The organism is Escherichia sp. WS338 (assembly GCF_046486405.1).
GTDB classification, from domain to species: Bacteria; Pseudomonadota; Gammaproteobacteria; order Enterobacterales; family Enterobacteriaceae; genus Escherichia; species Escherichia coli.
This window is the reverse complement of the sequence record NZ_JBJQLL010000004.1, coordinates 66,938-86,461: the sequence shown is the minus strand read 5'-3', so window position 1 is coordinate 86,461 and position 19,524 is coordinate 66,938. Positions and strand designations below refer to the sequence as shown.

General features: G+C 51.3%; 16 protein-coding genes and 2 tRNA genes. 10 read left to right on the top strand and 8 right to left on the bottom strand.

From position 1 onward, the window contains the following. Window positions 1–44: 44 nt before the first annotated feature. Both ACJHWT_RS04560 and ACJHWT_RS04555 read right to left on the bottom strand, forming a co-directional pair. Window positions 45–437 carry a MerR family transcriptional regulator gene (locus ACJHWT_RS04560; RefSeq protein WP_000826498.1) on the bottom strand — a complete coding sequence of 131 codons (393 nt, stop codon included), beginning with the start codon at window positions 435–437 and terminating at the stop codon, window positions 45–47. A gap of 1 nt (window position 438) precedes the next feature. Next, the gene (locus tag ACJHWT_RS04555) at window positions 439–798 is read right to left on the bottom strand and encodes a YfeC-like transcriptional regulator (RefSeq protein WP_000472028.1); all 360 of its coding nucleotides are present in this window, start codon (window positions 796–798) and stop codon (window positions 439–441) included. Window positions 799–1,018: 220 nt separating this feature from the next. Here ACJHWT_RS04555 and ACJHWT_RS04550 point away from each other — a divergent pair. The 3 genes from ACJHWT_RS04550 to ACJHWT_RS04540 all read left to right on the top strand — a co-directional run bounded on the left by ACJHWT_RS04550 (window position 1,019) and on the right by ACJHWT_RS04540 (window position 3,606). After that, window positions 1,019–1,094 (top strand) — tRNA-Ala (locus tag ACJHWT_RS04550). A gap of 39 nt (window positions 1,095–1,133) precedes the next feature. After that, window positions 1,134–1,209, top strand: a tRNA-Ala gene (locus ACJHWT_RS04545). Between the two features lie 207 nt (window positions 1,210–1,416). After that, window positions 1,417–3,606 carry a sensor domain-containing phosphodiesterase gene (locus tag ACJHWT_RS04540; RefSeq protein WP_001309635.1) on the top strand — a complete coding sequence of 730 codons (2,190 nt, stop codon included), beginning with the start codon at window positions 1,417–1,419 and terminating at the stop codon, window positions 3,604–3,606. A gap of 48 nt (window positions 3,607–3,654) precedes the next feature. Here ACJHWT_RS04540 and nupC read toward each other — a convergent pair whose 3' ends face one another. Further along, the gene (nupC, locus tag ACJHWT_RS04535) at window positions 3,655–4,857 is read right to left on the bottom strand and encodes a nucleoside permease NupC (protein WP_001317971.1); all 1,203 of its coding nucleotides are present in this window, start codon (window positions 4,855–4,857) and stop codon (window positions 3,655–3,657) included. A 335-nt stretch (window positions 4,858–5,192) separates the two neighbouring features. On the opposite strand from nupC, the gene ACJHWT_RS04530 reads away from it, so the two are divergent. Next, entirely contained in the window at window positions 5,193–6,431 is a 1,239-nt protein-coding gene (locus tag ACJHWT_RS04530; RefSeq protein WP_000186372.1) for an Nramp family divalent metal transporter, read from the top strand. Between the two features lie 140 nt (window positions 6,432–6,571). On the opposite strand, the gene ypeC is transcribed toward ACJHWT_RS04530, so the two are convergent. Together ypeC and ACJHWT_RS04520 are read right to left on the bottom strand one after the other, a co-directional pair. Then, window positions 6,572–6,898: a DUF2502 domain-containing protein YpeC gene (ypeC, locus tag ACJHWT_RS04525; RefSeq protein WP_000490072.1), complete on the bottom strand. Its 327-nt coding sequence runs from the start codon at window positions 6,896–6,898 to the stop codon at window positions 6,572–6,574. A gap of 114 nt (window positions 6,899–7,012) precedes the next feature. Continuing rightward, window positions 7,013–8,269, bottom strand: a complete 1,257-nt coding sequence (locus ACJHWT_RS04520; protein ID WP_000903116.1) for an ion channel protein — start codon at window positions 8,267–8,269, stop codon at window positions 7,013–7,015. 203 nt (window positions 8,270–8,472) lie between these two features. Here ACJHWT_RS04520 and glk point away from each other — a divergent pair, with 203 nt between their 5' ends. The 6 genes from glk (at window position 8,473) to ptsP (ending at window position 15,909) form a co-directional block, all read left to right on the top strand. Then, the gene (gene glk, locus ACJHWT_RS04515) at window positions 8,473–9,438 is read left to right on the top strand and encodes a glucokinase (RefSeq protein WP_000170355.1); all 966 of its coding nucleotides are present in this window, start codon (window positions 8,473–8,475) and stop codon (window positions 9,436–9,438) included. A 218-nt stretch (window positions 9,439–9,656) separates the two neighbouring features. Next, window positions 9,657–9,983 (top strand): PTS fructose transporter subunit IIB, encoded by a 327-nt coding sequence (locus ACJHWT_RS04510; RefSeq protein WP_000038456.1) that lies wholly within the window; start codon window positions 9,657–9,659, stop codon window positions 9,981–9,983. A 21-nt stretch (window positions 9,984–10,004) separates the two neighbouring features. Next, entirely contained in the window at window positions 10,005–11,252 is a 1,248-nt protein-coding gene (locus tag ACJHWT_RS04505) for a PTS fructose transporter subunit IIC (protein WP_000985353.1), read from the top strand. 14 nt (window positions 11,253–11,266) lie between these two features. Beyond that, window positions 11,267–12,352 (top strand): aminopeptidase, encoded by a 1,086-nt coding sequence (ypdF, locus tag ACJHWT_RS04500; protein ID WP_000173231.1) that lies wholly within the window; start codon window positions 11,267–11,269, stop codon window positions 12,350–12,352. Continuing rightward, entirely contained in the window at window positions 12,352–13,389 is a 1,038-nt protein-coding gene (ypdE, locus tag ACJHWT_RS04495; protein ID WP_000366063.1) for an aminopeptidase, read from the top strand. The genes ypdF and ypdE overlap by 1 nt, the downstream gene beginning before the upstream one ends. Window positions 13,390–13,413: 24 nt before the next feature. Then, window positions 13,414–15,909, top strand: coding sequence for a phosphoenolpyruvate--protein phosphotransferase (gene ptsP / locus ACJHWT_RS04490; protein ID WP_000955883.1), 2,496 nt, complete (start codon window positions 13,414–13,416; stop codon window positions 15,907–15,909). A gap of 2 nt (window positions 15,910–15,911) precedes the next feature. On the opposite strand, the gene ACJHWT_RS04485 is transcribed toward ptsP, so the two are convergent. Genes ACJHWT_RS04485 through ypdA form a run of 3 tightly spaced genes read right to left on the bottom strand, consistent with a single transcriptional unit; the run spans window position 15,912 to window position 19,228 of the window. Further along, window positions 15,912–16,769, bottom strand: a complete 858-nt coding sequence (locus ACJHWT_RS04485) for an AraC family transcriptional regulator (protein ID WP_000646863.1) — start codon at window positions 16,767–16,769, stop codon at window positions 15,912–15,914. Between the two features lie 12 nt (window positions 16,770–16,781). Continuing rightward, window positions 16,782–17,516 (bottom strand): two-component system response regulator YpdB, encoded by a 735-nt coding sequence (ypdB, locus tag ACJHWT_RS04480; RefSeq protein ID WP_001295458.1) that lies wholly within the window; start codon window positions 17,514–17,516, stop codon window positions 16,782–16,784. A 14-nt stretch (window positions 17,517–17,530) separates the two neighbouring features. Then, window positions 17,531–19,228: a two-component system sensor histidine kinase YpdA gene (gene ypdA / locus ACJHWT_RS04475; RefSeq protein WP_000544359.1), complete on the bottom strand. Its 1,698-nt coding sequence runs from the start codon at window positions 19,226–19,228 to the stop codon at window positions 17,531–17,533. Window positions 19,229–19,524: the final 296 nt, after the last annotated feature.

The window sequence follows — 19,524 nt, the reverse complement described above, 5'->3', positions numbered from 1 at the left end:
CATAAAAGATAAACGGCAGGAGAGATACCCCTGCCGTTTTTTATTTATTCTGATTCATCTATGTCGAGACGAGCAAGGAAATGACGAATTCCTTCGCGTGACAAAAATTGCGCAACTTTTTCCTGCTCACTGTGAGTCATGTTGTCTATTGCGCTGATGATTTGCCGATAAGCAGGAGTGCGAATCCCCGGTGCGTATTCGGCAAGGGGTTCTTCGGCTTCCAGAAGCATCGGCGTGTTATGGAAGGCTGGCGTGTTCTGAATAAACTCGCAAACTTGCGTATCGACCAGAATAAGTCTGGCACGACCGCCTTTCACGCCAGGAAATTTTTCCGTTTTCCAGCCTTTTTCTCTGATCCAACGGTTAACAGTTTGTTTAGCCACACCGAGGCATTCAGCCAGTTCTTCGGTGGTCATTTTATTGCGTAATCTTTTCATATTATTTGCTATCGCGAATCCCTAAGCGTTGTAACAATCCGATAATCCCTTCCCGCAGAAGCAAGGATGTAAACTGTTTTTGTTCGACTGGCGTCATCTCTTTCGCCAGTGTCACCAGCAATACTTCAAGCGGCGCATCACCAGAAAGGGCAGGCGTTTCTCCCTGACTTTCCGGACGTTCAGCATTGCGAATATATTCACGAACCTGTTCATTGACGTGAACCAGTCGGGCTTTGCCACCCTGGACGCCAGGTTTTGGTGACGTTGTCCAGCCTTCCTTGCGTACCCATTTATTAATGGTCTGGCGGCTATAGCCGGTCAGTCTGGCAAGTTCATCTGGCGTCATCCTCTCCTTGAACATAACAATTCCCTGAATGTATGTGGGTCTATTAGTAGTTCATTTTATAACACCACTTTACATGAAACCGTGACATGAATAACTACTGAATGCGAGCGGTTTTCCAAAATTGTTCATTTGCCTGATTTTTCAGCGATTGAAACTACACGTTGCAATTTGCCGTTGACACATTCGGGCGGAATTCATATGATGCCGCCCGTCAACTCGACAAGCTTTACGTGACGGGGCTATAGCTCAGCTGGGAGAGCGCTTGCATGGCATGCAAGAGGTCAGCGGTTCGATCCCGCTTAGCTCCACCAAATTTTGCACCCAGCAAATTTGGTACGTAAACGCATCGTGGGGCTATAGCTCAGCTGGGAGAGCGCTTGCATGGCATGCAAGAGGTCAGCGGTTCGATCCCGCTTAGCTCCACCAAATTTCAAACCCTCGCTGTAAAGCGGGGGTTTTTTGTCTCTGCTTTTTGCCGCTTTTGTAATACAGTCTACGTCCGGGTTAGCGCCGCCTGGTGAAAGCATCATTGGATGAAAAATCGGCAACAGGCTGGCCCCTGTTTGCTTCGCGATGCGAATAAACTTATTATTTGTGTGCCTGAAAACCCCGATCAGTGAGAGTAGTGTACTCATGTTTGTGGAGCATAACCTGATAAAAAATATCAAGATATTCACACTAGCGTTTACGCTCACCGTGGTACTTATTCAGCTATCCCGTTTTATTTCGCCACTTGCCATTATCCATTCCAGTTATATCTTTCTGGCGTGGATGCCACTGTGCGTAATGCTGTCAATCTTGTTTATCTTTGGCTGGCGCGGTGTCGTCCCCGTTTTATGCGGGATGTTTTGCACCAATCTGTGGAACTTTCATCTCTCTTTTTTACAGACCGCGGTCATGCTCGGCAGCCAGACGTTTGTGGTGTTGTGTGCCTGCGCAATATTACGCTGGCAGCTGGGGACGCGTTGGCGTTATGGATTGACCAGCCGATATGTCTGGCAACGTCTTTTCTGGCTTGGTTTGGTGACGCCGATCGGCATCAAATGCAGCATGTATCTTGTGGGGAGCTTTTTTGATTTCCCGCTAAAGATATCCACCTTTTTCGGCGATGCGGATGCCATTTTCACAGTCGTTGATTTACTAAGCCTTTTCACCGCTGTGCTGATTTACAACATGCTTTTCTACTATCTCACTCGCATGATTGTAAGTCCCCACTTTGCGCAGATATTATGGCGCAGGGATATTGCTCCGTCGTTGAGCAAAGAGAAACGCGCATTTACCTTAAGCTGGCTGGCAGCTCTTAGCGTGCTGCTACTTCTGATGTGCACACCGTATGAGAATGACTTTATTGCCGGTTACCTGGTACCTGTTTTCTTTATCATCTTTACCCTCGGTGTCGGTAAGCTTCGCTATCCGTTTTTAAATCTCACCTGGGCTGTTTCAACGCTTTGCCTGCTGAATTACAACCAGAACTTTTTGCAAGGGGTACTAACCGAATATTCGCTGGCATTTATTCTCGCGGTGCTGATTTCCTTTAGTGTTTGCCTGCTCTATATGGTGCGTATTTATCATCGTAGTGAATGGCTTAACCGCCGCTGGCATTTGCAGGCGCTGACCGATCCGTTAACGCTTCTACCCAACTTTCGTGCGTTGGAGCAAGCGCCGGAGCAAGAGGCGGGCAAGAGTTTTTGCTGCCTGCGCATTGATAATCTTGAGTTTATGAGTCGTCATTACGGCTTAATGATGCGCGTTCACTGTATCCGATCAATTTACCGTACGCTGCTGCCGTTGATGCAGGAAAACGAAAAGTTGTATCAATTGCCGGGTAGTGAACTGCTGTTAGTGCTGAGTGGACCGGAAACGGAAGGGCGACTCCAGCATATGGTTAACATCCTGAATAGTCGGCAAATTCACTGGAACAATACCGGGCTGGATATGGGCTATGGTGCTGCCTGGGGGCGTTTTGATGGAAATCAGGAAACCTTGCAACCCTTGTTGGGGCAGTTAAGCTGGCTGGCGGAGCAATCCTGCGCACATCACCATGTGCTGGCGCTGGATAGCAGAGAGGAGATGGTTTCCGGGCAGACCACTAAACAGGTGCTATTGCTGAATACCATTCGTACGGCGTTAGATCAGGGTGATTTGCTGCTCTACGCCCAGCCAATTCGCAACAAAGAGGGTGAAGGTTATGATGAGATCCTCGCGCGACTGAAATATGACGGCGGCATTATGACCCCGGATAAGTTTCTGCCCCTTATTGCTCAGTTTAACCTTAGCGCGCGTTTTGATTTGCAAGTGCTGGAATCCCTGTTGAAGTGGCTGGCAACACATCCTTGCGACAAAAAAGGCCCGCGCTTTTCAGTCAATTTAATGCCGCTCACGCTGCTGCAAAAGAATATTGCCGGGCGGATTATTCGTCTGTTTAAGCGTTATCACATCTCCCCGCAGGCGGTCATTCTTGAGATCACCGAGGAGCAGGCGTTTTCTAACGCAGAAAGCAGCATGTACAACATCGAGCAACTGCATAAGTTTGGTTTCCGGATTGCGATTGATGACTTTGGCACCGGCTATGCCAACTACGAACGGTTAAAACGTTTGCAGGCTGATATCATCAAAATTGATGGCGTCTTTGTGAAAGATATCGTCACGAATACGCTGGATGCGATGATTGTGAGATCAATTACCGATCTGGCGAAAGCGAAGTCATTGAGTGTGGTCGCGGAGTTTGTCGAGACGCAACAGCAGCAGGCGCTATTGCATAAGCTCGGGGTGCAATATCTGCAAGGGTATTTGATTGGTCGCCCGCAGCCATTAGCTGATTAACAGGCGTAAAAAACCGGGGAATTATCCCCGGCTTTTTTATGTATGGTCTTACAGCACCAGTGCTGCGATTGACGCAGACAGCACACTCACCAGGGTAGAGCCGTAAACCAGCTTCAGACCGAAGCGAGAAACCACGTTACCTTGCTCTTCATTCAGGCCTTTAACTGCACCTGCGATAATCCCGATTGAAGAGAAGTTAGCGAAGGAAACCAGGAACACAGAGATGATGCCTTCAGCACGCGGAGAGAGCGTGGAAGCAATTTTCTGCAGATCCATCATCGCAACGAACTCGTTGGAAACCAGTTTGGTCGCCATAATACTGCCCACTTGCAGTGCTTCACTGGAAGGAACACCCATCACCCAAGCAACCGGATAGAAGATGTAGCCCAGGATGCCCTGGAAGGAGATGCTGTAGCCAAACCAGCCAGTCACGGTGGCGAACAGTGCGTTCAGCGCGGCGATCAGGGCGATAAAGCCGATCAGCATCGCGGCAACGATAATGGCAACTTTGAAACCTGCCAGAATGTATTCACCCAACATTTCGAAGAAGCTCTGACCTTCGTGCAGGTTGGACATCTGAATATTTTCTTCACTGGCATCAACACGGTAAGGGTTGATCAGCGACAGCACGATAAAGGTGCTGAACATGTTCAGTACCAGCGCCGCAACGACATATTTCGGCTCCAGCATGGTCATGTATGCACCAACGATGGACATCGACACGGTGGACATCGCCGTAGCTGCCATGGTGTACATACGATTGCGGGAGATTTTGCCGAGGATATCTTTATAGGCAATAAAGTTTTCAGACTGACCCAGAATCAGAGAGCTGACGGCGTTGAAGGATTCCAGTTTGCCCATACCGTTGACTTTGGAGAGCAGGAAACCAATTGCGCGGATAATCACCGGCAACACGCGAATGTGCTGGAGAATACCGATCAGCGCAGAGATAAAGACGATTGGGCACAGCACTTTCAGGAAGAAGAATGCCAGGCCTTGATCATTCATGCTACCAAAGACGAAGTTAGTCCCTTCGTTGGCAAATCCGAGCAGTTTCTCAAACATTTCGGAGAAGCCTTTCACGAAGCCCAAACCAACGTCGGAGTTCAGGAAGAACCACGCCAGTAACACTTCGATAACAAGCAGTTGAATAACATAACGGATACGAATTTTTTTGCGGTCGCTGCTTACCAGCAGTGCGAGAATCGCAACAACGGCAAGTGCCAGTACAAAATGAAGGACGCGGTCCATATTTGCTCCAAATATGAGGCAGGTTAAATTTCCGTGCACATTCTATGTAACATGGTTAAGGAAAACGAGATCTGACACACACTATAATGACGTCCTGTGACAAGCTTCAAAAATAGTGAGCTGTCATACATTTCTGCTATGTTGTGTATGGAAGCTGAAAGTTATGTAAATGTGCTAACATTAAACATAATCACAACATTCAAGTCATCAATCTTTTCGTCGTCATAATTCTGGTCTATCAAAGAAATCATCACAATCCACTTAAATGAATTTGATAATCATTCTCGTTTGACATAGCATGAAACATAGCAAAGGCTATGTTTTAGAGGCACAAGATGACTAACTATCGCGTTGAGAGTAGCAGCGGACGGGCGGCGCGCAAGATGAGGCTCGCATTAATGGGACCTGCGTTCATTGCGGCGATTGGTTATATCGATCCTGGTAACTTTGCGACCAATATTCAGGCGGGTGCCAGCTTCGGCTATCAGCTACTGTGGGTTGTCGTTTGGGCCAACCTGATGGCGATGCTGATTCAGATACTGTCTGCCAAACTGGGGATTGCCACCGGTAAAAACCTGGCGGAGCAGATTCGCGATCACTATCCGCGTCCCGTAGTGTGGTTCTATTGGGTTCAGGCAGAAATCATTGCGATGGCAACCGACCTGGCGGAATTTATTGGTGCGGCGATCGGTTTTAAACTCATTCTGGGTGTTTCGCTGTTGCAGGGCGCGGTGCTGACGGGGATCGCGACTTTCCTGATTTTAATGCTGCAACGTCGAGGGCAAAAACCGCTGGAGAAAGTGATTGGCGGGTTACTGCTGTTTGTTGCTGCGGCTTACATTGTCGAGTTGATTTTCTCCCAGCCTAACCTGGCGCAACTGGGTAAAGGAATGGTAATCCCGAGTTTACCCACCTCGGAGGCAGTCTTCCTGGCGGCAGGTGTGTTGGGGGCGACGATTATGCCACACGTGATTTATTTACACTCTTCGCTGACTCAGCATTTACATGGTGGTTCGCGTCAACAACGTTATTCTGCCACCAAATGGGATGTGGCTATCGCTATGACTATTGCCGGTTTTGTCAATCTGGCGATGATGGCTACGGCTGCGGCGGCGTTCCACTTTTCCGGTCATACTGGCGTTGCCGATCTTGATGAGGCTTACCTGACGCTGCAACCGTTGTTAAGCCATGCTGCGGCAACGGTCTTTGGATTAAGCCTGGTTGCTGCCGGACTGTCATCAACGGTGGTGGGGACACTGGCGGGGCAGGTGGTGATGCAGGGCTTCATTCGCTTCCATATCCCGCTGTGGGTGCGTCGTACAGTCACCATGTTGCCGTCATTTATTGTGATTCTGATGGGATTAGATCCGACACGGATTCTGGTTATGAGTCAGGTACTGTTAAGTTTTGGTATCGCCCTGGCGCTGGTTCCACTGCTGATTTTCACCAGTGACAGCAAGATGATGGGCGATCTGGTGAACAGCAAACGCGTAAAACAGACAGGCTGGGTGATTGTAGTGCTGGTCGTGGCGCTGAATATCTGGTTGTTGGTGGGGACGGCGCTGGGACTGTAGTTGAATGAGCGTCGCATCTGGCACTATTGGCGGATGCGGCGTAAACGCCTTATCCGCCCTACGCGTTAAAGAGCCGGTTTGTAGGCCTGATAAGACGCACTAGCGTCGCATCAGGCATTGTGCTCCATTGGCGAATGTGTTTAATGGCGGTGTCCATGTCCGCGGCCTTTTCCGCGATGATCGTCACGATCGCGCCAGCCTTCACGATAGCCACGCTCATACGCTTTACGCTTATCCCAGCCACGGTGGTAGCCATTATCATGACGCCACCAGCGGTTTTTACGCCATTCATAATTGCGATGCCAGTAGTCACGGTCGCGCCAGTGACCACCGTCCCAGTAATTACCGTAATGATCGCGATCGCCAATTTGTAATTTGATTGATGGCAGTAGGGTGATTTCACCTGCGTTTGCCGCAAGCGGGGTAAATGCCATCAGGGCGGCCGCCAGAAACAGTGACCTGAACATTGTTATTCTCCTTCACGATCGAAGCCGTCAGCGGCCTGTTAACGCAATATTACGGGGAGGTAAAGCCCCGTATCATCGCCATAACTCTTAAATCATAAAGGAGAGCATTTTTTGCTAAATGTTATCGTGGGGTGGCTGTTGCTTCGGACGATTGACCATCATCATCGGCTTACCTGCTAATAACAGCCATGCCGGAAGCATGACGATACAGAGCAGCGGTAGCAATGTGGTATTGGGTACAACGACTGCCGCCATAAAAAGACTTAACCAGCCATCGCGTGTTACCACCAGCACGATGCCGAGAATAGCGCAGGAAACGGTTATTGCCGCTGGAACGGCGGGAACGTGCTCATGCAGCATCAACCCTAATGCCACCCCGACAAACACTGCCGGGAAGATTCGCCCACCGCGAAAGCCACTGGCGGCAGCAACCACGAGAGCGGCAAGTTTAATCACCGCCAGCAAAAAGTAATCGCTGGTGCTGAAAGCCTGATTTGCCACCATCTGCTGCATCTCATCCAGCCCTTTAAACAGCGAAACTGGTCCACCCATTACCCCCAGAATACCGAGAATAAATCCGCCAATACCCAGCACGAGCACCGGATTTTTCATTTGATGCATCATCGCGTGCAACCGTGGTAAGCACCATACGGCGACCATCCCTGCTGCGATGGCAATCGCCGCCACAATTGCACCACTGAGAATATCGGTCATTTGCATCTGTCCGTAATGCGCAATGGGCAGTGAAAAATGAGGATGGAAAAATAATCCGGTAGTTAGTGCACCAGCTGCTGCCGCCATTAACGGCGCAAAGAGACGATCCCATAGCGGAACTTCACTACTGCCATTTAAGGTTTGCGAAAATATCAATGCCGCCGCAACAGGTGTGCCAAACAGCGCGCCGATAGTTCCAGCAGAGGCTAAAATAGTCCACTCCATCCGGTTGACGCGCGGTAACAGACGAGCACCTATCGCAACCGCAAGGGCGATATTGACGGTCATGATCGGATGTTCCGGCCCCAGGCTGACGCCGCCAGCAAGACCGAGAATTAATGCTACGATAAGTCCTGGTAGCGCAGAGGGCGGAACCGGTGCGCCGATCAGCGGTTCACAGGCGGGGTCTGGTCCAGCATGCCCCTGGCTGAAACGGATAACCAACCCCACCGCAATACCTGTTAGCGTTAATATGGCGATGATCCAGAAAGGTGAATCCTGGGCTATCCCCAGAGTTCCCGGCAGTCGTAGCCAGAGCAAATTCTGTAATACCGAGGCGATTTTCATCACCACAATCAGAATAAGACTGGACGCAATCCCAATTGCCACGGCGGGGAGCGATAATAACAACATGGTTCTGGCTCGCGGATGGAGCATGTTCTATTCCTTATGCGGGGTCAGATACTTAGTTTGCCCAGCTTGCAAAAAGGCATCGCTGCAATTGGTGCTGAAACGATAAAGTAATTGTGTGACCCAGATCGATATTTACAGGGAGCCTGCCTTTCCGGCGTTGTTGTTATGCCCCCAGGTATTTACAGTGTGAGAAAGAATTATTTTGACTTTAGCGGAGCAGTTGAAGAATGACAAAGTATGCATTAGTCGGTGATGTGGGCGGCACCAACGCGCGTCTTGCTCTGTGTGATATTGCCAGTGGTGAAATCTCGCAGGCTAAGACCTATTCAGGGCTTGATTATCCCAGCCTCGAAGCGGTCATTCGCGTTTATCTTGAAGAACATAAGGTCGAGGTGAAAGACGGCTGTATTGCCATCGCTTGCCCGATTACCGGTGATTGGGTGGCAATGACCAACCATACCTGGGCGTTCTCAATTGCCGAAATGAAAAAGAATCTCGGTTTTAGCCATCTGGAAATTATCAACGATTTTACCGCTGTATCGATGGCGATCCCGATGCTGAAAAAAGAGCATCTGATTCAGTTTGGTGGCGCAGAACCGGTAGAAGGTAAGCCTATTGCGGTTTACGGTGCCGGAACGGGGCTAGGGGTTGCGCATCTGGTCCATGTAGATAAGCGTTGGGTAAGCTTGCCAGGCGAAGGCGGTCACGTTGATTTTGCGCCGAATAGTGAAGAAGAGGGCATTATCCTCGAAATACTGCGTGCAGAAATTGGTCATGTTTCGGCAGAGCGCGTGCTTTCTGGCCCTGGGCTGGTGAATTTGTATCGCGCAATTGTTAAAGCCGACAACCGCCTGCCAGAAAATCTCAAGCCAAAAGATATTACCGAACGCGCGCTGGCTGACAGCTGCACCGATTGCCGCCGCGCGTTGTCGCTGTTTTGCGTCATTATGGGCCGTTTTGGCGGCAATCTGGCGCTCAATCTCGGGACATTTGGCGGCGTGTTTATTGCGGGTGGTATCGTGCCGCGCTTCCTTGAGTTCTTCAAAGCCTCTGGTTTCCGTGCCGCATTTGAAGATAAAGGGCGCTTTAAAGAATATGTCCATGATATTCCGGTGTATCTCATCGTCCATGACAATCCGGGCCTTCTTGGTTCCGGTGCACATTTACGCCAGACCTTAGGTCACATTCTCTAAATCCTTCCTGTTATATCGGGAGGTAACTCTCCCGATAATCTTTTAAATCATACAGTTAATTCAATTTTCCTTTGTGTCCCCTCACAAGGCCGACCTGCGTCACACTTCCGTACAGCGGGATTAATTCTCCAGTAAATGCATTATTTGTCTGGTAACGGCGATTTGTTTTGCACGTTCATAATTTCACTCGTCAACTATCACTGAACGAGGAATTAACGATGAGTAAGAAACTGATTGCTTTATGTGCCTGCCCGATGGGTCTGGCTCACACCTTTATGGCAGCCCAGGCGCTGGAAGAAGCGGCGGTGGAAGCAGGCTATGAAGTGAAAATTGAAACTCAGGGCGCGGACGGCATCCAGAATCGCCTGACCGCGCAGGATATCGCCGAAGCGACCATCATCATCCACTCCGTGGCGGTTACCCCGGAAGATAACGAACGTTTCGAATCACGCGACGTTTATGAAATCACTTTGCAGGACGCAATTAAAAACGCTGCGGGCATCATCAAAGAAATCGAAGAGATGATTGCCTCTGAACAACAGTAATATTCGACAGGGATAATTGTTATGGCCATTAAAAAACGCAGTGCAACCGTTGTGCCTGGCGCATCCGGTGCGGCAGCGGCAGTTAAGAATCCGCAGGCCTCTAAAACCAGCTTCTGGGGTGAACTCCCGCAGCATGTGATGTCAGGGATTTCACGCATGGTGCCGACCTTAATTATGGGCGGTGTGATCCTCGCTTTCAGCCAGCTGATTGCTTATAGCTGGCTTAAAATTCCTGCTGATATCGGCATCATGGATGCTCTTAATAGCGGGAAATTCTCCGGTTTCGACCTCTCCTTACTGAAATTTGCCTGGTTGTCGCAGTCCTTCGGCGGCGTGTTGTTTGGTTTTGCCATTCCGATGTTTGCTGCATTTGTGGCGAACTCTATCGGTGGCAAACTGGCGTTCCCGGCTGGTTTTATCGGTGGGTTGATGTCTACCCAGCCGACGCAACTGCTGAACTTCGATCCCAGCACGATGCAATGGGCGACCTCTTCGCCGGTGCCGTCCACCTTCATTGGTGCCCTGATTATTTCTATCGTTGCTGGTTACCTTGTGAAGTGGATGAACCAGAAAATCCAGTTACCGGATTTCCTGTTAGCGTTCAAAACCACATTTTTGCTACCGATTCTTTCCGCCATTTTTGTCATGCTGGCGATGTACTACGTCATCACCCCCTTTGGTGGCTGGATCAACGGCGGTATCCGTACCGTGCTGACTGCCGCAGGTGAGAAGGGTGCGCTAATGTACGCGATGGGGATCGCCGCGGCGACAGCAATCGACCTTGGTGGCCCGATCAACAAAGCAGCTGGTTTCGTTGCCTTCAGCTTTACCACTGACCACGTATTACCGGTTACCGCGCGTTCCATCGCTATTGTTATTCCGCCGATTGGTCTGGGTCTGGCGACCATTATCGACCGCCGTTTAACCGGCAAACGTCTGTTCAGTGCTCAGCTTTATCCGCAGGGTAAAACCGCCATGTTCCTGGCGTTTATGGGGATCAGTGAGGGTGCGATTCCGTTTGCGCTGGAAAGCCCCATCACCGCCATTCCGTCCTATATGGTCGGCGCGATTGTCGGCTCAACCGCCGCTGTCTGGCTGGGCGCAGTGCAATGGTTCCCGGAGTCCGCTATCTGGGCATGGCCGCTGGTCACTAACCTCGGCGTCTACATGGCGGGGATCGCGCTGGGGGCAGTCATAACTGCGCTGATGGTGGTGTTCCTGCGTCTGATGATGTTCCGTAAAGGCAAATTGTTAATCGATAGCCTGTAAGAAGGACAATCCTGATGACATTACTCGCTTCGCTGCGCGACTGGCTTAAGGCGCAACAACTGGATGCGGTGCTTCTCTCCTCACGGCAGAACAAACAGCCGCATCTGGGGATCTCCACCGGATCAGGCTATGTGCTGATTAGCCGTGAAAGTGCGCACATTCTGGTGGACTCGCGCTATTACGCGGATGTAGAAGCCCGCACGCAAGGCTACCAGCTGCATTTGCTTGACGCGACGAACACGCTTACCACTATCGTCAATCAAATCATTGCCGATGAGCAGTTGCAAACGCTCGGTTTTGAAGGCCAGCAGGTGAGTTGGGAAACCGCGCACCGCTGGCAGTTCGAACTCAATGCGAAACTGGTGAGCGCCACGCCGGATGTGCTGCGGCAAATCAAAACGCCAGAAGAGGTGGAGAAAATCCGCCTTGCCTGCGGGATTGCCGATCGTGGCGCAGAGCATATTCGCCGCTTTATTCAGGCGGGTATGAGCGAATGCGAGATAGCCGCTGAACTGGAGTGGTTTATGCGCCAGCAGGGCGCAGAAAAAGCTTCTTTTGACACCATTGTCGCCAGCGGCTGGCGTGGCGCGCTGCCGCACGGTAAAGCCAGCGACAAGATTGTTGCAGCGGGCGAGTTTGTCACTCTTGATTTTGGTGCGCTCTATCAGGGGTACTGCTCTGATATGACGCGCACCTTGCTGGTGAATGGCGAAGGGGTGAGCGCCGAATCTCACCCGCTGTTTAACGTCTATCAGATTGTCCTGCAGGCACAGCTCGCAGCAATCTCCGCGATTCGCCCCGGCGTACGCTGCCAGCAGGTTGACGACGCCGCGCGCCGGGTGATTACAGAAGCCGGTTATGGCGACTATTTCGGTCATAACACCGGTCATGCTATCGGTATTGAAGTCCATGAGGATCCGCGTTTTTCACCGCGGGACACCACGACGCTACAGCCAGGCATGTTACTGACCGTGGAGCCGGGGATTTATTTGCCAGGGCAAGGGGGCGTGCGCATCGAAGATGTTGTGCTGGTCACCCCGCAAGGTGCAGAAGTGCTCTACGCCATGCCGAAAACAGTGTTGCTCACGGGAGAGGCATAATGGATTTATCGTTATTAAAAGCGTTGAGCGAGGCAGATGCGATCGCCTCCTCGGAACAGGAAGTACGGCAGATCCTGCTGGAAGAAGCGGATCGCCTGCAAAAAGAAGTGCGATTTGATGGGCTGGGATCGGTGCTGATCCGACTCAATGAGTCGACAGGTCCGAAGGTGATGATCTGTGCGCATATGGACGAAGTGGGATTTATGGTGCGCAGCATCTCCCGCGAAGGGGCGATCGATGTGTTGCCGGTTGGCAATGTACGCATGGCTGCCCGCCAGCTTCAGTCGGTGCGTATCACTACCCGTGAAGAGTGCAAAATTCCAGGCCTGCTTGACGGCGACCGGCAGGGGAATGACGTCAGCACCATGCGCGTGGACATTGGTGCGCGCTCGTATGACGAAGTGATGCAGGCGGGAATTCGTCCAGGCGATCGCGTCACCTTTGATACAACTTTTCAGGTTCTCCCTCACCAGCGGGTGATGGGGAAAGCCTTTGATGATCGCCTCGGTTGCTATCTGCTGGTGACGTTACTACGTGAGCTGCACGACGCCGAACTGCCTGCGGAGGTGTGGCTGGTGGCAAGTTCCAGCGAAGAGGTGGGATTACGCGGCGGGCAAACTGCCACCCGCGCGGTGTCGCCGGACGTCGCCATTGTGCTTGATACCGCCTGCTGGGCGAAAAACTTTGATTATGGCGCGGCTAACCATCGTCAGATTGGTAACGGGCCGATGCTGGTGTTAAGCGATAAATCGCTGATTGCGCCGCCAAAACTTACCGCGTGGATTGAAACCGTGGCGGCAGAAATTGGCGTGCCGTTGCAGGCGGATATGTTCAGCAACGGTGGCACGGACGGTGGGGCGGTGCACTTAACCGGCACTGGCGTACCCACAGTGGTGATGGGGCCTGCCACCCGCCACGGACATTGCGCCGCATCGATTGCCGATTGCCGTGACATTTTGCAGATGCAGCAGCTTTTATCTGCCCTTATTCAACGTCTTACGCGTGAGACGGTTGTTCAACTGACGGATTTCAGATGATCTCCTGATTAACCCGGAGCGGTTATGTTAACGATTCAATTTCTCTGTCCTTTGCCTAACGGTCTACATGCTCGTCCGGCGTGGGAACTTAAAGAGCAGTGCAGCCAGTGGCAAAGCGAAATCACTTTTATTAACCATCGCCAGAACGCAAAGGCCGATGCGAAAAGCTCGCTGGCGCTGATTGGCACTGGCACCCTATTTAATGACAGTTGCAGTCTGAACATTAGCGGTAGCGATGAAGAGCAGGCGCGGCGAGTGCTGGAAGAGTATATCCAGGTGCGCTTTATCGACAGCGATAGCGTCCAGCCGACGCTGGCAGAACTGACGGCGCATCCGCTGCCGCGTTCATTAAGCCGCCTGAACCCGGATTTACTGTACGGCAACGTGCTGGCAAGCGGCGTTGGCGTGGGTACACTGACCCTGTTACAGAGCGACAGCCTCGACAGTTATCGGGTGATCCCTGCGAGTGCGCAAGATTCCACCCTACTGGAGCACAGTCTGGCAACGCTTGCCGAGCAACTGAACCAGCAATTGCGTGAGCGTGACGGCGAAAGCAAAACTATCCTCAGCGCCCATTTGTCGCTGATTCAGGATGATGAATTTGCAGGCAATATCCGTCACCTGATGGCAGAACAGCATCAGGGGCTGGGGGCGGCGATCATCAGCAATATGGAGCAGGTTTGTGCCAAACTTTCTGCTTCTGCTAGCGATTATCTGCGCGAGCGGGTCAGCGACATTCGCGATATCAGCGAACAGTTGCTGCATATCACCTGGCCGGAACTAAAACCGCGCAATAATCTGGTGCTTGAAAAACCGACCATTCTGGTGGCTGAAGATTTAACCCCAAGCCAGTTTTTGAGCCTCGATTTAAAAAATCTTGCGGGCATGATTCTGGAGAAAACCGGGCGCACCTCGCATACCCTGATTCTGGCCCGCGCTTCGGCGATCCCGGTACTGAGCGGCCTGCCGCTGGATGCGATTGCCCGTTATGCCGGGCAACCTGCAGTGCTTGATGCCCAGTGCGGCGTACTGGCAATTAATCCCAACGATGCGGTGAGCGGTTATTACCAGGTGGCGCAGACGCTGGCGGATAAACGCCAAAAACAACAGGCGCAAGCTGCCGCGCAGCTGGCCTATTCCCGTGATAAAAAGCGTATTGATATTGCGGCGAATATTGGCACAGCTCTGGAAGCCCCAGGCGCGTTTGCCAACGGAGCGGAAGGCGTTGGGCTGTTTCGTACCGAAATGCTCTATATGGATCGCGACAGCGTGCCGGACGAGCAGGAACAGTTTGAAGCGTACCAGCAGGTGCTACTGGCGGCGGGCGACAAGCCGATTATCTTCCGCACGATGGACATCGGTGGCGATAAAAGCATTCCTTACCTCAACATTCCCCAGGAAGAGAACCCGTTCCTCGGCTATCGCGCGGTACGTATTTACCCGGAATTTGCTGGCCTGTTCCGTACTCAATTGCGGGCGATTTTGCGCGCTGCCAGTTTCGGCAACGCCCAGTTGATGATCCCAATGGTCCACAGTCTCGATCAGATCTTATGGGTGAAGGGTGAGCTCCAAAAAGCGATCGTTGAGCTTAAGCGCGATGGTCTGCGTCATGCAGAGACGATTACGCTGGGTATCATGGTGGAAGTGCCGTCGGTGTGCTACATCATCGACCACTTCTGCGATGAGGTTGATTTCTTCAGTATCGGTTCTAACGATATGACCCAGTATCTGTATGCGGTCGATCGTAATAACCCGCGCGTATCGCCGCTGTATAACCCGATTACGCCATCGTTCCTGCGCATGTTGCAGCAGATTGTTACCACTGCGCATCAGCGGGGTAAATGGGTAGGTATTTGCGGTGAACTGGGCGGTGAAAGCCGTTATCTTCCGCTACTGCTTGGGCTGGGCCTGGATGAGCTGAGTATGAGTAGCCCGCGCATTCCGGCGGTGAAAAGCCAGCTTCGTCAACTGGATAGCGAGGCGTGTCGGGAACTGGCGCGTCAGGCATGTGAATGCCGCAGCGCGCAGGAGATTGAAGCGTTACTCACCGCGTTTACGCCGGAAGAAGACGTTCGCCCGCTGCTGGCGCTGGAGAATATCTTTGTTGATCAGGCCTTTAGCAATAAAGAGCAGGCGATCCAGTTTCTGTGCGGCAACCTGGGCGTTAACGGGCGTACTGAACGTCCGTTTGAGCTGGAAGAAGATGTCTGGCAGCGGGAAGAGATTGTCACTACTGGCGTTGGTTTTGGCGTGGCGATCCCGCACACCAAATCTCAGTGGATCCGTCATTCCAGTATCAGCATTGCCCGGCTGGTGAAACCGGTTGACTGGCAGTCAGAGATGGGCGAAGTCGAACTGGTGATCATGCTGACGCTGGGTGCTAACGAAGGGATGAACCATGTGAAAGTCTTCTCGCAGCTGGCGCGCAAACTGGTGAATAAAAACTTCCGCCAGTCGTTGTTTGCCGCGCAAGATGCGCAAAGTATTCTGACGCTGCTGGAAACGGAATTAACCTTCTGACGTTAGCCCTGAAAACGGGCGCTGTACTCTCCCGGCGTCAGGCCAAACTGACGCCGGAAAACGCGACAAAAATAGTCGCTGTCCGGAAAGCCGCAACGCTGCGCCACTTCATGAATTGACAGATGATATTTCTGCAAAATCATCCTCGCCTTCGCCATTCGCACCCAACGCACATACTCGATAAAACGCATCGTTCCATGCTGAGCAAACAGTTTTGACAGATGATTGGGCGTGATATTAAAAAACTGCGCCACGCTCTCGCGGGTGAGCGGCTGGGCATAATTATCCTGAACCCAGTTACAAATGCTGTGATAGAGAAAATCGCCGCGCGGCTGCGAATTGCCCGACGGCATATTCACCACGTTACGGCAAAGATGCAGCAAACTTAACACCAGCGGCTGAATGATATTCTGCTCCAGCGGCGAACGGCTAAGATGGGTGAGGGCTGTAAGCATCGCTTCACCTTCACCGCGTTGCAGGCTGGGAAGCTGGATCTGGCGGGCAGGATGCAACAACGACGTGGTGCGGCTATCGTAAAATGATAAGCCAAGCCAGGTCGGTGCGAACACCAGGCTTAACAGCATCACCGGTTTGTTGTTGACCGGTAAATTAGCCGCGCGTGCCGGAATAAACAGCATTTCTCCTTCCACCATACGTTGCTGCTTTGCTTCCAGCAGATTGCCGTATTCGCCGCGTAGCACGATATCCAGACGGGGAAAATCAATACATAAACTGCCCACTGGCAATGAGGCAGGCTGGCTGGCAAACCAGACGCGCCCCAGTAGTTGCGGGTTAAGCACCAGGCCGCTGAACAGATCGGCGAAAAATTGTTGATCGGCGGGCAAGCCTGGTGCTTTCATGAAAGTTCCCGATTAAAGATGCATTAACTGGCGGAATTCTTTAACTTTGCTGCGGCTGACCGGCACTTCAAAATCCAGATCTTTCAGCCGCAGAATATAGGTGTTATTAAACCACGGTTCGATCTCGCGGATTTTGTTCAGATTGACACAAAATGAGCGATGGCAGCGGAAAAAATGCGATGGCGGCAGTTTGCTGCAAAATTCGGTAATGTTCATCGGCATTACGTAGGATTCACGCCGCGTATAGACAAAGGTCATTTTCTCGTGCGCTTCGGCGTAATAGATATCGTTAATTGGCGTGACGATGATTCGCTCATCTTTCACCAGATTAATGGTGTCATTCTCACGCGTTACCGTCGCGGCAGGCGTACTGCTGGTCTGCTGTTGCTGCCAGGCTGCTTCCAGTTTTTGCAGCATCCCGGTAATGCGTGACTCCTGATACGGTTTGAGAATGTAGTCAAACGCCTCCAGTTCAAACGCTTCTACCGCATGTTCTTTCCACGCGGTGATAAACACAATAAACGGTTTATGGGCGAACTGGCTGATGTTTTGTGCCAGTAACACACCATCCAGCGACGGAATATTGATATCCAGAAAAATGGCGTCGACGCGGTTATGCTGCAAAAACTTCAACACGTCCAGACCGTCGTCAAAGGTGCCGACAATCTCCATCTGGCTGTGCTCTTTAATTAGCCAGCTCAGTTCCTGTTGTGCCAGGAATTCGTCTTCAACAATGATGACTTTCACAATATCACTCCGGCTCAAAGCAATAACGTAGCCTGTGAGGCGACAGGGGTGCGTTGGTTAGGAATGTAAAACGCAATTTCCGTTCCTGGTTCCAGGCGGCGGATATGCAGCCCCTCGCCATACAATAACTTCACGCGATGATGGACATTCAGCAGGCCAATTTTATTGCCCGGCATTTCGTTCGCTTCGACCCGCTCAATCACCTTTGGATCGATGCCGTGCCCGGTATCCCGCACCGCAATGCGTACCCGATTACCGCACTCTGCAACGCTGATGGTGACAACGCCTTTACCTTTGCAAGGCTGGATACCGTGGACAATGGCGTTTTCCACCAACGGCTGGATCAGCAGGCTGGGAATGCAGCAATTCACCTCTTCATCAATATCATAGATAACCGTCAGCTTGTCGCCAAAGCGGGCCTGCTCAATGGCAATATAGTCTTTAATTTGATACAGCTCTTTTTTGATATCGATTTGCTCATCGTCTTTTAATTCAATGTTATAGCGCAGATAACGCGACAGATTAAAGATCAGCTGGCGAGCGGTATCCGGATTCAGACGGATTGACGATGAAATAGCGTTCAAAGCGTTAAACAGGAAATGGGGATTAATTTTGCTTTGCAGGGCGCGAAGCTCTGCCTTATTTGCCATTTCACGCAGCTGCTCAGCGCGCGAAACTTCCAGTTGCGTGGAGATGATTTGTGACAGACCGACCGCCATTTCCTGTAATGACGAGGTTATCTGATGCGCGTGGCAGTAGTAAATTTTCAGCGTTCCGGTCACAACGCCTTTCTCCCACAATGGGATCACCAGCATGGAATGAATCTCTGGTGTGCGGTGGGCTTCATCATTGTTTTTAATGATGATTTTTCCATAATTCATCGCCTGGCGGGTAGTCGGGCTAATGAAGTCATCGCCATTCTGATAGTTATGTTCACCCACGCCAACGTAGGCCAGCACATGATCGGTATTGGTGATTGCCACCGCGTCAGCGTGAATGTCATCGCGGATAATTTCGCAGACCTTGCGTAATGACTCGCTATTGACATGGCGAAACAGCGGCAGCGTTTTGTTGGCGATATCCAGCGCCAGCTTGGCCTGCCGCGCGGCGCTGGCCTCTTTTTCGCCCTCAACACTTTGTACCAGCAACACAATAAAGCCGATACAGACGCTGCCGAGGATCATTGGAATCCCGATTTTAGAGACGATATCGATCCCCAATGCGGTAGTTGGTGCCCAGACAATCACCAGAATCATGGTCAACGTTTCACACAACATGCCGCCGAGAATACCGACGCGCCAGCGCTGTGCTTTGGGGATTTTCAGGTTGATCCAGCCCGATATACAACCCGCCAGAATGCTGGTGATAAAGCAGGGGATCGCCGTCACGCCACCGATATCAATTAAATAACGGTGAATACCCGCAATCACGCCGGTAATGATGCCCACCCACGGGCCAAACAGAATCCCGCCTGACATCACCGCGATAATACGTACGTTCACCAGCGAACCTTCTACAGGAACGCCGGACCAGGTGCTGAACAGGGCGAACAGCGAGAAAATGGCGGTAACGGCGAGCAACTCTTTTGGGGAGTGCGCCGACTTGTGCAACAGTTCGCGAAACAGACGGATACGGATGAGAAAGAACAGGCAGATAAGCATTAACGCTGCCCGATCGAAGACCGCCAGCAGCATGTTGAATATTTCGTGCACGGGTGACTCTGAATAAGGATTAAACCTCTATGATAGGTAACCTGAAGGCTGATGACCAGCAGGCCGTTTTTGAGGAAAAACCACAATTTTAAAAGGGGATTGATAGATAAATGGTGTATTAGCAATGCATCTCTTGATAATGCACTTCTGGTTAGTAAATTTATTGAAATTATTATGTTAATAAAATGGGTGGTAATTTTCTTGTTAGCGCAGATAAATTTCCTGTTTTTAAAGCAGAGTTCCTCATTTAACGTCATTAATAAAAATGTTCTAAAACGCTGGACAGACAGAAATTA